Here is a 12,946-nt window from a genome sequence, read left to right as displayed (position 1 = left end):
CGTCAGAGGTGCTTTCGCCCTTGGTGAGCCTTCAGTGGCGGGAACACGCGGTGCGGACGTGGGTGGTCACCCCTGGTCGACATGGGGCAAGCCCGTCAGCGAACCGTCGTCGGGCCTTCACCCGGACCATGACCACAAGACCAGGACGTCGGCGGGGATACCCGCCGACGCGTCACGCTTGGAGGACTCATGAGCACGACAAGGATTCCGTTGGCGGCGCGTGCCGCCGACACCCCACCCCTGGTGCACACCACGGTTGAGAACGTCACCTGGGACGCGGACCGACAGATCAACGTGCGATCGGACGGCACACCCTGGCACACGGCGCCCCAGGCGGCTTCGTGCACGGACACCAACCAGGACGGCAAGGGCGACGATGTGGACGACCCGTACTTCGCGCCGGCCACCTGATGGAAGCTGATCGGCCGGTGCTCGTGGTCGCGGAACGACTCGACGCCTCAGCGGACATGGTGGTGGACGAGTTGAATCAACGACACGTCCCCGTGATGCGGTTCGACTCGGGCGAGTTCCCGCAGGCAGTCGTCCTGACCGCGTCTCATGAGGCGAATCGTGCTGGATGGCGGGGCGTCATCGACAACGGGCGCCGGTCGGTTCGCCTGGAAGAGGTCCGGTCCGTCTACTACAGGCGTCCGGGCCCTCCCGTCATCCCCCAAGACGTACCCGAGCCCTATGCCACCTGGGCGAGGCACCAGGCAGACGCCGCGCTGTTGAACGTGATGGCCGCGCTGCCGGTGCGCTGGCTCAACAACCCGCACCAGGACCGGCTCGCATCCCACAAGCCGCAGCAACTCGTCCACGCCACACAAGCTGGCTTGCGCGTGCCCCGAAGCATCATCACCAACGATCCGCAGGCGGCCCTAGGGTTCGCGGCCGACATCAACGGCCCGCTCATCTGTAAGCCCGTTCTCGGCGGACGGTTGGACACAGGAACCCAGCGTCCGCTGATGGTGGCGACCCATGTCCTCGACCCTTCCGAGATCGACGAGTCCTTACGACTGACCGCCCACTACCTCCAAGAGGCGATCCCGAAGGCGTACGAGGTACGTCTGACCGTCGTCGACGGGGAACCGTTCGCATGCACCATCACCTCCACCACGGCCAAAGCTCAGACCGACTGGCGGACCGACCCCGACGGGCTCAGCTTCGCAACGACCCGCGCGCCTGACGGCGTCGTTGCCGCTGTGCGGCGCTTCATGGCGACATACGGTATGGCCTTCGGCGCGTTCGACTTCGCAGTGACGCCTACCGGCGAGTGGGTCTTCTTCGAGTGCAATCCCGCCGGCACGTGGGCCTGGGTCGAGCATCGGACAGGACTGCCGATCGCGGCGGCGCACGCCGACTACCTTCGGGGAACGACATGACGCAGGACTCGACGACATCCCTACGCCAGGAGTTCGCCGCCACCATCGGTGACAGAGCCCCGAGCCCTTGGCGCCCAGCGTTCGCGGCCGTACCCCGCGACCTCTTCGTCCCGGAGTTCTACCAGCAGGACGAGCGGGGCCGCTGGTACCGCGTGACCCGCTCGGACCGGGACTACCTGCGGAGCGTCTACTCCGACACCGCGCTCATGACCCAACTGGACGCCCACGGCATCCCCACGTCGTCGTCCAGCGAGCCGGGGCTCATGTTGAGGATGCTCGACGCGCTCAACGCCAACCCGGGCGACACCGTCTTCGAGTTGGGAACAGGAACCGGCTACCACGCCGCGCTCCTGGCGCATCGCCTCGACGCGAAGAACGTGACCAGTGTGGACGTGGACGCGGAGCTAGTGGCCCTCGCCTCCCAGAGGCTCAACGAGTTCGGAGTGTCCCCTTTCGTCCACACCGGAGACGGAGCACTCGGCTACCCGCCTCGCGCTCCCTACTCACGCGTCATCGCCACTGCCGCCCTCCGCAACATCCCGTACGCACTGATGGAACAGGCAGCGGACAACGCCGTGATCATCGCCCCCGTCGGCTTCGGGGTAACGCGGACAACCGTTCACGCCCCGGGCCACGCGCAGGGCCGCTTTCTCCCCATGCCCGCGCTGTTCATGCCCCGACGAGTCTCCGGCAACGGCCCGGACTTCGGCGGGGCACGCGGACAGGCCCCCGAGTCCACCGCCCTACCCGTGGCGGACGTGCTCGACCGATGGAGGTTCCCGCTCTCCCTCGCCCTGCCGGGCTTCAGCTCATGCTCATGGCGGTCCGACGACGGCGTCTTGATCGGCGTGGGCCTGTGGACCGAGGACGGTTCGACAGCCACCGCCCACACCAACGGCCAGGTCCGGCAGATCGGCCCCCGACGACTGTGGGACACCGTGGAGGAACTGGCATCACTCTTCCCGGCTGGGCGACCGGTCCGGGAGGACTTCGGCATCACCATCACGCCGGACACTCAACGAGTCTGGTACCGAAGGCCGGACGGCCCCTCCTGGACGCTGCCCATCGAGTAGATGGCGTCTCACCAAAGCGCCCCAGCCGAACCATCCAGGCTGTCACGAGGCAGAACCCACCCCACGAGATCCGTCGCACGAAACCGTGTCCCCCTCGGTCACCTACCGGCGACGCACGGAGAAGCAACGCCGGCGGTGAACGAGCACGTCGTCACCTCTGTGAGAGGTGCCCTCACGTTCGCCTCACCACACCGGACGCTCGGAGTCCTCCCACAGGGCGGCCACGTGGGAGGAGAACCTGTCGTACAACCCGTCATCTCCCCGTCGTCGGATATGCAGCATGGGAGAGTCGTGCCCCAGCAGCGAGGCGATGTGAGGTGTCACCAACATCTGGTCATCGAACGTGAACACTGACAAGGCGATATGCCGGTCACTGAACCGCGCCTCGACGTTTGGCCCTTTCAACCTCTCCAGAGCGTCAAGAGTGATGGAGATACGGGTACTCAGGGTCAGCGGTACGCCTTCCAGCCTCTCGCGCTCCCGGGTGACCGGGCTTTCGGGGTCTCCCAGGAGACAACGGATGGCACAGCCGGAAGTCGCCTTGGCCTGCAGTCGCTCGACCAGTCGTGGCTGCTCCTGCCACAGGAAGTAGTTGGTGTACCCCGCCAGGACAATGCGCTGACTCGCCCTGTCGATCAATTCCCCCCACACAGAAGGTGGAGCGGCATTACGGCGAGGATATTCCGCCACGATCTCAGACCCGGAATCTCTCCGAGTCCTTCTCGACCACAGCATGGCGGGCTCCACCCCCAACACGTTCGCCACTTCCGCACCCAGTCCGTTGCGAGGCTGCGCGCCATCGTAGAGCCAGCGCTCCACCGTGCGCCGGGTTACCCCCACACGGCTGGCCAAACGATTGCCCCCTAAGCCGCAGCCCTCCATAGCTTCCTTCAGGGCCTGGTTGAACCCCCAACCCCCCTTACGCGGTACGACATTGACGTCCTTTTACGATGCGTCGCCACTATGACTCCTACGTCGGTGTCGTTGAGGTGGCCCGAACCTCTCTTGCTGCCTCAAAGTAGTCATTGCGAACGCAGGGCGCTCAAGAGCGGAGGGCTGCCACAGCCTCGTGGGCATCTCGCATTCCGCGCAGAAGGGCGGGTGCCGGAGTTCCCCGGCACCCGCAAACGCGTCGCCCCCTGCTGGGTGCTCGTCCCTGGCAGGAAACCCCAGCAGGGGGCCGCCTCCCACCCACTGCGGACAAGGAGTTGACCCAAAGGCCGTGAGGCCCCCACGCGTCACCGCCTTCTGGCCCGGTTGCCGAACCTGAGGAAATCCAGCGCCGAACGACAGACTCTCGCGGGAAGGGTGTGAGCGGCGTGGATGCCCAGCAGAGCCCGCCTGTCAGCGCCAACCTTCGGCTGCTTCCGTGGACCGACACCGCCGGCCGCCCCTGCTATCTCAAGGAGGGCGGTACTCGGGGACACGTCTCCCGCAAGGCGGACCACGTCGAGGCCGAGCAGATCGACAACGGGCGTGAGTGCCTGGAGTACGCCAACGAGATCCTGGCCGAACCCGAGCCGGACGAGGAGGAGTTGCTGTTCCTCGTCGAACCGCTGCGGGACGCCCTCCGTGACCTCCTCCGCATCGCCAAGTCCCGAGGCGACCGCATCCCCTGGCACGACCCGTACGACCACGGCGGTGCGCCCGAGCACCAGGACGGCCCGTTGAACGGCACCCACGAGCAGGATGCCCCGGGGCGGGAGCAACAGGACCCGGCCACCAACTGAGCCACCCTCGGTGAGCCGGGCGATGGCGACGGTGGGGAGGCCCCGTACGGCGCGGGACCTCCCCACCGCCCGTCTGCGAGTCCCACCGGGAGCACAGCTGATGCACCGTCATGCCCGCCACAACGGCCCCGGAGGACTGGGGAGTTGGGCGGATGGGTAGGGTCCGTGACCGGACCGGGAGACACGGCCTCGCGGGGGTGGTCGGGACGGTCCGGGTGAGCGTACGACCTGGAGAGGAACCACCCATGGGAACCGAGGGCACCCCCGACCTGAACTCGCTCGACCTGAGGGTGGACCGGCCACACACCGCCCGGGTCTACGACTACTACCTCGGCGGCAAGACCCACTACGAGGCCGACCGTGAGGCCGGCGACCAGGTGATGGCCGCGTGGCCCGGGGCCCCGCTGGCCGCCCGGGTGAACCGGTCCTTCATGCTGCGGGCCTGCCGGGTGCTGGCCTCGGAGTACGGGATCACCCAGTTCCTGGACATCGGCACCGGGATACCCACCGAGCCCAACCTGCACCAGGGGGTGCAGGACCTGGTACCCGAGGCCCGGGTGATGTACGTGGACAACGACCCCATCGTGCTGGCGCACGCCCGCGCCCTGATGGTGGGTTCCCCCGAGGGGCGCACCTCCTACCTGCACGCCGACTTCACCGAGCCCGAGGCCATCCTCGACTCGGACGACCTGCGCGCCACCCTGGACCTCGACCGGCCGGTGGCCCTCAGCGTGCTCGCGCTGCTGCACTTCGTACCCGACGACCGTGACCCGGGGGGCATCCTGCGCCGGCTGACGGACGCCCTGGTCCCCGGCTCCGCGCTGGTGCTCTCCCACGGCACCGGCGACTTCGACTCCGAGGCTATGGGGCAGGTCGCGCGGGTGTACCAGAGCAGCGGCACCGGGGCCCAGGCCCGTAGCAAGGAGGAGCTGCGCGCCCTCTTCCACGACCTGGAGCTGATCGAGCCGGGTATCGAGGTGCCCCACCGCTGGCGGCCCGAGACCTCCTCGGTGAGCACCATCGGCGGCGGTGACGCCTCGGCGGACGACGCCGCGGTGGCCCAGTGGGCGGGTGTGGCGATCAAGCGGCGGTGACCCGCGGGCGCGAGGTGGCGGGGGCCACTCCGCCATTGCGCGCACCACTGGCGTTCAGCGTCGGCTCTGGGCAGGCCATGGCCTTGTCGTATAGGTTGCGCCACCAGCACCAACGACAGGGGAAGGACGTCCCTCGATGACCAGCGCACCCTCTCGCCGCTCACTTCTGATCGGCGGCACCAGCGCGGCACTGGCCGCTCCGCTGCTGACCGCCAGCAGTGCCACCGCCCGGCCCCACCGCCCCGGCCGGAAGGTCACCACTGGTGCCGAACTGGCGGCGGCGCAGGGCTGGCGGCTGCTGCGCGACCGCAAGGTCGGCGTGGTCAGCGCGCCCACCGGTGTGCTGCGTGATCTCAGCCACACCGTCGACTCCATGGCCGCCGACAAGAAGCTCAACGTGGTCGGGGTGTTCGGCCCCGAGCACGGGTTCAGAGGCAGCGCCCAGGCGGGCGAGTCCGAGCCGGAGAGCGAGGACCCGCGCACCGGCCTGACCGTGTACGACGCCTACGGCGCGGACGCGAAGAAGATGGCCGAGCTGTTCACCAAGGCCGGCGCGGACACCATCGTCTTCGACGTGCAGGACGTCGGCGTCCGCTTCTACACGTACATCTGGACGCTGTACGAGGCCATGGTCGCCGCCCGCTCCATCGGCGCCTCCTTTGTGGTCCTGGACCGCCCCAACCCCATCGGTCGACGGGTGGACGGCCCGATGATGACCGAGGAGTTCACCTCCGGGGTGGGCCTCAAGCCGATCATCCAGCAGCACGGGATGACCGTGGGTGAGCTGGCCCGCTACTACAACGGCGAGCTGCTCCCCAAGGAGGGCAAGGGCGGCAAGGTCGACCTGGAGGTGGTGCGGGTACGCGGCTGGGACCCGAACTCCTTCGCCCAGGACAACGACCTCCCCTGGGTGCCGCCTTCCCCCAACATGCCCACCGCCGACTCCGCCTCGGTCTACGCCGGCACCGGCTACTTCGAGGGCACCAACCTCTCCGAGGGACGCGGCACCACCCGCCCCTTCGAGTTCATCGGGGCGCCCTACCTCGACTACCGCTACAGCGACCGGCTGAACGCCTACGACCTGCCCGGCGTGCGGTTCCGCGAGGGCTACTTCGCGCCCAGTTTCAGCAAGTACGAGGGCGAGACCTGCACCGGGGTGCAGATCCAGGTCACCGACGTACGCCGCTTCGAGCCGGTACCCACCGCCGTGGCCATGCTGATCGAGGCCCGCAAGTACGAGAAGTTCGCCTGGCGGGAGGACGACTTCGACGAGAAGCGCCCGTTCTGGATCGACAAGCTGTCCGGCTCCCCCCGGCTGCGGAAGATGATCGACGACGGCAAGGACCTGGACGCGGTGACCGGCGCCTGGAAGGGCGAGGTGCGCGACTTCGACCGTAAGCGCCGTAAGTACCTGCTGTACTGACCGGCGGTGTGGGTGCCGCCACGGCCCACGGGCCCACGGCGGCACCCACACTCCCGCGCGGTCGACCGCCGACCTCCACGGCCGACCGCCGTTCCAACGAACGTGCCGTCACCTCGCGGCAAGTCGCCGGGTCAGCGACCCCGCCCCGCGTACGCCGGTCCCCTGCCCGGGGTCAGGGCAGTACGACGCCCCGGTCCTCGCGAGCGAAGGCCCTCCCGTGGTGCCGCCCACCGTCCGGCGGGGCGTCGCCCGTCAGGCCGCACGCCGGACGGGCCCCTGCCGCGCTCCCGACGTTCACTCCTCGTTGACCAGCAGGATCTTGCCGACGTGCTGGCCCGCCTCCAGGAGCCGGTGCGCCTCGGCGGCCTCGGCCATGGGGAGGGTCCGGTCGATGACGAGCCTCACACTCCCGTTCTCGATCATCGGCCAGACGTGTTCCCGCGACGCGGCCACGATCGCGGCCTTCTCCGTGGTGGACCGGGTGCGCAGGGTGGTGCCGTGTACCGACAGGCGCCTGAAGACCAGTTCGGCGAGGTTGAGGTTGCCCTCCAGTCCGTTCTGTAGGCCGATGACGACCAGGCGGCCGTCGGTGGCCAGGGAGCGGATGTTGCGTTCGAGGTACTGGCCGCCCACCACGTCGAGGATCACGTCGTAGGGGCCGTACTCGGTGAAGTCCCGCGTCCGGTGGTTGACGGTGAGGTCAGCGCCCAACTCCCGTGCCCGGGCGGCCTTCTCGGGGCTCCCCACGGTGGTGACGACCCGGGCGTTGAGCGCCTTGGCGATCTGGACGGCCATACTGCCCACACCTCCGACCCCGCCGTGGACGAGCAGGGTCTCGCCCTCGCGCAGTCGCGCGGTCATGCCGATGTTGGACCACACCGTCGCCACCGCCTCGGGCAGGACGGCCGCCTCGGCCAGGCCGATCCCGGCCGGGATCGGCAGCAGTTGCCCGGCGGGTACGGCGACCTTCTGCGCGTAGCCCCCTCCGGTGAGCAGCGCGCAGACCTCGTCGCCCACCCGCCAGCCGGAGACCCCCGCGCCGAGGGCGCTGACGCGGCCCGACACCTCCAGTCCCGGGTAGGGGGACGCCCCCTCCGGTACGGGATACAGGCCCATCCGTTGCATGACGTCGGCCCGGTTGAGTGCGCTGGCCACCACGTCGACGACGACTTCACCGGCGCCGGGCGTGGGGTCCTCGACCTCGGTCCACTCCAGGACCTCGGGTCCACCGGCTTCCCTGATCGTTACCGCTTTCATGGTGCTCCGCTCGCTGGGTGGAAGTGGGGTTCGGGCGTCGCGAGGGGCCGTCGCGCCGGGTGAGGGCCCGGCGAGGTCCGTGTGCTCCCACCGGGGAGGAGACGTCTGGACGGGAGGCGGCGAAATGCCCGAGAGGTGAATGTGTGCACCGCTCACATTAGGGAGGGATGTGTACGGTGTCAACATCGCCCAGTCCGGCGCCGACCCCGACCATCAGGACCTACGGGGACCCCGACTCACCGCCGGCGCGGCCGAGTTGGCGCACACGTCAGACCGTCCGCCACCACGCGGGAAACGGCCTCACACCGGGCCGACGAGGCCCGCGCGGACTATCGGCCTCCCGCGTCGGACCCCCGCGACAGCGCCGGGGACTCGGCGAGCAGGGCGAGGACGGCGGCACGCACCTGGGCCGCGACGACGTCGGGGGTGGAGGCGTCGAGCTTGCCGTCCAGGTGGAGGAAGGCCAGGCCGTGGACGAGGGCCCACACGGGAGTCCACAGCGCCTCGGGGTCGGCACCGGGGAAGGCGCGGCGGATGACGTCGCGGACGTAGTCCGCGAGGACCTCGGTCGCGCTGACCCGCTCCTCGCTCTCCGGGTCGCAGGCCTCGGCGAACATCGCCCGGAACAGCGCCGGGTGATCCAGAGCGAAGCGGACGTAGGCCACGGCGACCGCCGCGAGTTCGCCGGGGGTCGACGGCGAGGGATGGGCGGCGGCCAGGTGTCCCGCGAGTTCGCGGTACCCCTCGGCGGCGACCGCGGAGACCAGTGTGCGTCGGTCCGGGAAGTGCCGGTAGGGCGCGGTCGGAGACACACCGGCGCGCCGGGCGACAGCCCGCATCGACAGCGCGGCGCTGCCGTCCTCCTCCAGCAGCTCGCGCGCGGCGCGCAGGCACGCGGCGCGTAGATCACCGTGGTGGTACGCACTCGTTCGCGCCACGGGCCCCACCCTCCCACGTGTGTACCGCTCGCCTTCCCCGACGCCCTCCGGCCGATGTGAGCGGCGCACACATCCTAGGCGATCACTTCGAACCGGCCAGCGGGGCGGCCGGCCCGGGTGACCAGCGGCTCGCCCCCACGCCGGGCGACCCCGGGTGGCTCCGCGCATCCCCGGCGACCCACCGGCGGCCACGGCAACCCCACCCCGCCCCCCACAGGGGGCCGGCGCCGAGGGGCCACCCCGCCGAGGGGCCGCGTACGACGGTGGGCGTGCGCCCGACGCGAGGTGGCCCCACGTACGTACGGGGCCGGCGCCGTCCGGGGCGCACCCCCGGACGGCCTTCCGTGGCGAAGTCCGGCCCCAGCCAGGGGAGCCCCCGGCAGAGGTTGCGCCCTGCGGCTCGGGCACCACGATGAGGAGGAGACGTATCAACCCCTTCGCCCCCTTTGGCCGCACATCGGGCAGGGGGCACACCTCAGCACTCGGAGCGAACATGACGGACACGACGGAACTTGACCGGCCCCACCTCGAACCCGCCGCGCGGGACCTGGCCGAGGCGACCGACCCCCACCCCCGGATCTACGAGGTCCCCCCGGAGCGGGGCCGCGAGATCCTGCTCGACCTCCAGAGCGACACCAGCGTGCCCCGCCCGGAGGTCGATGAGGAGTGGGTCGAGGTGGACGCGGGCCGCTGGGGCACGGTCCGTACCCGCGTCATCCGACCCAAGGGCGCGAGCGGCCCTCTGCCCGTGGTCTTCTACATCCACGGCGCCGGCTGGGTCTTCGGCGACGACAGGACCCACGACCGCCTCTTCCGCGAACTCACCGTCGGCGCGGGCGCGGCGGGGGTCTTCCCCGTCTACGACCGGGCGCCGGAGGCGCGGTACCCGACCCAGGTGGAACAGAACTACGCCGTGGGCCAGTGGCTCCTGGAACACGGCGCGGAACACGGCCTGGACACCACCCGGGTCGCCGTCACCGGGGAGTCGGTCGGCGGGTGCATGTCGACGGTGTTCGCGCTGATGAACAAGGAACGCGGCGGCGTCGACCTCCGGGCCCAGGTGCTGCTCTACCCGGTGACCAACGCCGACTTCGACACCCCCTCCTACCACCGGTTCGCCGAGGGCTACTACCTCACCCGCGAGGGCATGAAGTGGTTCTGGGACGCCTACACCACCGACCCCGCCCAGCGTGCCGAGGTGTACGCCTCCCCGCTCCAGGCCTCCCTGGAGCAACTCCGGGGGCTGCCCACCACGTTGGTGGTCACCGACGAGGCCGACGTGCTGCGCGACGAGGGCGAGCGGTACGCCGACCGACTGCGGGAAGCCGGGGTGGACGTCACCTCCGTCCGCGTGGCCGGCATGGTCCACGACTTCCTCCTCCTGGACAGCCTTCGCGACACCCGCGCCGCGCACGCCGCCCGCACCCTCGCCATCGACACCCTGAGGTCGGCCCTGCACGACACCTGAGCGGCACCCCGCCCCCGGTTCGCCGGGACGCGGACGGGGTCACGTCGCCCCCCACCGCAGTGTTGACGGTGCTTACATTGCCGGCTAGGGTCATGTAAGCACCGCTTACATAAGGATGAGGGTGATGTCTTCCACCCCGCAGGGCACAGTCAGGGTCGACCTCGGCGGTCACACGGTCACCGTCCCCGAGGGTGGTCTGTACGACCGCTACCGGATGGACACCGACCTCGACGAGGTCGCCCGCGACCCCCGCGTCAGCGACGTGGACTTCTTCCGACGGCTCCCCAAGACCCGGGTCGACTCCCCGATCGGCACCACGCTCACCCCCAACTTCTACTACCGCGCCTCAACCGCCCGGCTCACGATGCTCGCCCGCACCCGGGCGATCCGTCGCCGTCTGCCCGAAGAACTCTCGCCACTGGAGGTCACGCCGGGAATGGGGCTGGTCTCGGTGATGTTCTTCCGCTACGACGTGTGCGACATCGACTTCTACACCGAGGCCGCCGTCGGAGTCGCCGTGAAGCCGGCGCGCCACGGAGGGCTCGGCCTCCTCGACCTGGCCGTCGCGCTGAAGAACGACCACCTCGACTCCTACGTACTCTCCCTGCCGGTGAGCACGGACATCGCCCAGGTCCGGGGGCACGAGGGCTACGGCTTCCCCAAGTGGGTCACCGCACTCGACGTCGACATCGACACCGTCCGGACCACCGCACACGTGGCCAACGACCAGGGCGGAACGGACCTGTCCTTCTCCGTGGCCACCCCCGCCCAGACCCCGTACCCGAGCGGCCGACGCGTCTCCACGCTCACCTCGTACTCGTCGATCGACGACGCCTGGCACTCCACCCTGAGCCAGACCAACGTGCTGGCGGCCGGCGGCGCGAGCTTCCCACGCGGCGTGACCCTCCAGGTCGGACGGGGCCGCATGGCCGACGACCTGCGGGCGCTCCGCCCGATCAGGACGGTGCGGCTCGACGTGGTGACGGAAGGTCAGATCGCCCTGCACATGCCGGTGCCCACCTCGGTCCCCTCCCCACCCTCGGCACGGAACCGCACCCCATGACCCAGCGCACGGCCACGCCCCGCGCCCACCACAGTCCCGACCTCCCGGCTTCCCTGGTCCCGGCCCGCACCCGACGACCGGTCGCAGGGGCCACGGCGGGAGCCGACGCCGCGCGGGTGACCGTCCACGCCCCGTACACCGGAGCCCCGCTCACCACACCGCCGGTCTCCGCTCCCACCGAGGTCGAGGAGGCGTCCGCCCGGGCCCGCGCCCCCCAAGTCGCCCGGGCCGCCGGGGCGTTGACCGAGCAGAAGGGGGTGCCGCCGCGCTTCCCCGGCCCGGGCCCCGCCCGTCAGGACGAGGCACCGGACCCCATACGGGCGCAGAACGGCAGCCCCGCCGCGACGCGTTCCTCACGGTGGCCGACACCGGCGGTCACCGCCCACCACTCGGCACCCAGCGCGAGCCGACACCTGGAGCCAAGGCGCCGTCACGGTCGTCTCCCCGGACACCCGCCGGACAGCCCGGCCCTGGGGCAGCTCCGCTGACCGCCGCGCTCAGAGTGTCGAAGGCCGTCGGCACCCGTGGAACCGCAGCGACCGCGAACCTCACCACGAGAGGAAGACAACAGGATGACCAGGGTACTTTTCGTCGTGTCGGCAGCCGACCGTTGGACGCTGAAGGACGGCGAGGTGCACCCCTCGGGCTACTGGGGTGAGGAACTCGCGATGCCGCACAGGGCCTTCCGTCAGGCGGGGTGGGAGATCACCCTCGCGACCCCCGGCGGCAGGAAGCCGACACTCGACCAACTGAGCATGTCCCGCACCGCCGGCCTGCCGGGCAAGCTGCGCGAGGTCGCCCGCTACCTCGACTCCCTCCAGGCCGAGTTGGACTCCCCCAGGTCACTGGCGGAGGTCGACCCGGACGACTACGACCTGGTGTTCTACCCCGGGGGGCACGGACCGATGGAGGACCTCGCCGTCGACCCGGTATCCGGCGCCCTGCTCACCCGCACGCTCCACTCCGGGAAACCGCTGGCACTGCTGTGCCACGCACCGGCCGCCACCCTCGCGGCCCGGGACGAGGACGGCTCATGGCCGTTCGACGGATACCGGATGACCGGCCTGTCCAACCTGGAGGAGAAGCTCAACAGCTTCGGCCGCAAGGCCAGTTGGCTGCTGGAGGACCGGTTGCGGGAGAACGGCGCCGACTACCGCAAGGGCCGCCTGCCCCTGCGCCCCTTCGTGGTGGTCGACCGCAACCTCTACACCGGCCAGAACCCCGCCTCCTCCGAGGCCCTCGCCCAGCGACTCGTGGAGGACCTCACCACCTGAGCGTCCCGGCGCGACGGTACGCCAGGACCGGGCCCCCGCCAGCCCGACCAGCTCACGGCCCACGGGGCCCCGGTACGGCACGGCCCGGGCCCCGACCCCCACGACCGTCGAGGGCCCACCCCTGTCCGCCCACGAACCGGTCGGCGCCGCACCGGGGTCACCCGTACGTGGTCCGGCGCCGCTACGTGAGCCACTCCCCGGCTACGTGAGCCACTCCCCGGCCGCGCACCATGTGCCCCACCAC

Annotated in this window: 13 protein-coding genes; 10 read left to right on the top strand and 3 right to left on the bottom strand. The window is 70.4% G+C overall.

The genetic code is table 11. The annotated features are described in order from the left end of the window. Positions 1 to 189 precede the first annotated feature (189 nt). Genes ABZT14_RS18605 through ABZT14_RS18595 form a run of 3 tightly spaced genes read left to right on the top strand, consistent with a single transcriptional unit; the run spans position 190 to position 2,455 of the window. On the top strand, positions 190 to 411 hold the full coding sequence (locus tag ABZT14_RS18605) for a hypothetical protein (RefSeq protein ID WP_356303700.1): 222 nt from the start codon (positions 190 to 192) through the stop codon (positions 409 to 411). A 17-nt stretch (positions 412 to 428) separates the two neighbouring features. Continuing rightward, complete coding sequence (locus ABZT14_RS18600; RefSeq protein ID WP_356303696.1) at positions 429 to 1,382, top strand: MvdC/MvdD family ATP grasp protein; 954 nt, start codon at positions 429 to 431, stop codon at positions 1,380 to 1,382. Further along, a complete protein-coding gene (locus ABZT14_RS18595; protein ID WP_356303693.1) occupies positions 1,379 to 2,455 on the top strand; it encodes a methyltransferase domain-containing protein in 1,077 nt (358 codons plus the stop codon). Before ABZT14_RS18600 ends, ABZT14_RS18595 begins: the two co-directional genes overlap by 4 nt. Positions 2,456 to 2,638: 183 nt before the next feature. Here ABZT14_RS18595 and ABZT14_RS18590 read toward each other — a convergent pair whose 3' ends face one another. Next, complete coding sequence (locus ABZT14_RS18590; protein ID WP_356303690.1) at positions 2,639 to 2,785, bottom strand: hypothetical protein; 147 nt, start codon at positions 2,783 to 2,785, stop codon at positions 2,639 to 2,641. A 989-nt stretch (positions 2,786 to 3,774) separates the two neighbouring features. Between ABZT14_RS18590 and ABZT14_RS18585 the strand changes: the two genes are divergently transcribed. The 3 genes from ABZT14_RS18585 to ABZT14_RS18575 all read left to right on the top strand — a co-directional run bounded on the left by ABZT14_RS18585 (position 3,775) and on the right by ABZT14_RS18575 (position 6,702). Then, a complete protein-coding gene (locus ABZT14_RS18585) occupies positions 3,775 to 4,185 on the top strand; it encodes a hypothetical protein (RefSeq protein WP_356303687.1) in 411 nt (136 codons plus the stop codon). Positions 4,186 to 4,430: 245 nt separating this feature from the next. Next, positions 4,431 to 5,279 (top strand): SAM-dependent methyltransferase, encoded by an 849-nt coding sequence (locus ABZT14_RS18580; protein WP_356303684.1) that lies wholly within the window; start codon positions 4,431 to 4,433, stop codon positions 5,277 to 5,279. Positions 5,280 to 5,415: 136 nt separating this feature from the next. Next, positions 5,416 to 6,702, top strand: a complete 1,287-nt coding sequence (locus tag ABZT14_RS18575; RefSeq protein WP_356303681.1) for a DUF1343 domain-containing protein — start codon at positions 5,416 to 5,418, stop codon at positions 6,700 to 6,702. Positions 6,703 to 6,996: 294 nt separating this feature from the next. Here the strand turns inward: ABZT14_RS18575 and ABZT14_RS18570 are convergent, their stop codons facing one another. Both ABZT14_RS18570 and ABZT14_RS18565 read right to left on the bottom strand, forming a co-directional pair. Further along, a complete protein-coding gene (locus ABZT14_RS18570; RefSeq protein WP_356303678.1) occupies positions 6,997 to 7,959 on the bottom strand; it encodes an NAD(P)H-quinone oxidoreductase in 963 nt (320 codons plus the stop codon). A gap of 329 nt (positions 7,960 to 8,288) precedes the next feature. Next, positions 8,289 to 8,897, bottom strand: coding sequence for a TetR/AcrR family transcriptional regulator (locus tag ABZT14_RS18565; RefSeq protein WP_356303675.1), 609 nt, complete (start codon positions 8,895 to 8,897; stop codon positions 8,289 to 8,291). A gap of 493 nt (positions 8,898 to 9,390) precedes the next feature. Between ABZT14_RS18565 and ABZT14_RS18560 the strand changes: the two genes are divergently transcribed. From ABZT14_RS18560 to ABZT14_RS18545, 4 genes are all read left to right on the top strand, one after another. After that, entirely contained in the window at positions 9,391 to 10,365 is a 975-nt protein-coding gene (locus ABZT14_RS18560) for an alpha/beta hydrolase (protein WP_356303672.1), read from the top strand. A 124-nt stretch (positions 10,366 to 10,489) separates the two neighbouring features. After that, positions 10,490 to 11,428, top strand: coding sequence for an acetoacetate decarboxylase family protein (locus tag ABZT14_RS18555; RefSeq protein ID WP_356303670.1), 939 nt, complete (start codon positions 10,490 to 10,492; stop codon positions 11,426 to 11,428). Next, positions 11,425 to 11,916 carry a hypothetical protein gene (locus tag ABZT14_RS18550; RefSeq protein WP_356303667.1) on the top strand — a complete coding sequence of 164 codons (492 nt, stop codon included), beginning with the start codon at positions 11,425 to 11,427 and terminating at the stop codon, positions 11,914 to 11,916. The genes ABZT14_RS18555 and ABZT14_RS18550 overlap by 4 nt, the downstream gene beginning before the upstream one ends. Before the next feature lie 84 nt (positions 11,917 to 12,000). Continuing rightward, on the top strand, positions 12,001 to 12,702 hold the full coding sequence (locus tag ABZT14_RS18545; protein ID WP_356303665.1) for a type 1 glutamine amidotransferase domain-containing protein: 702 nt from the start codon (positions 12,001 to 12,003) through the stop codon (positions 12,700 to 12,702). The last annotated feature ends 244 nt before the right edge of the window (positions 12,703 to 12,946 follow it).

This window comes from Streptomyces sp. NPDC005438 (genome assembly GCF_040606315.1).
Lineage (GTDB): Bacteria > Actinomycetota > Actinomycetes > Streptomycetales > Streptomycetaceae > Streptomyces.
This window is presented reverse-complemented; position numbering and strand designations above follow the sequence as displayed.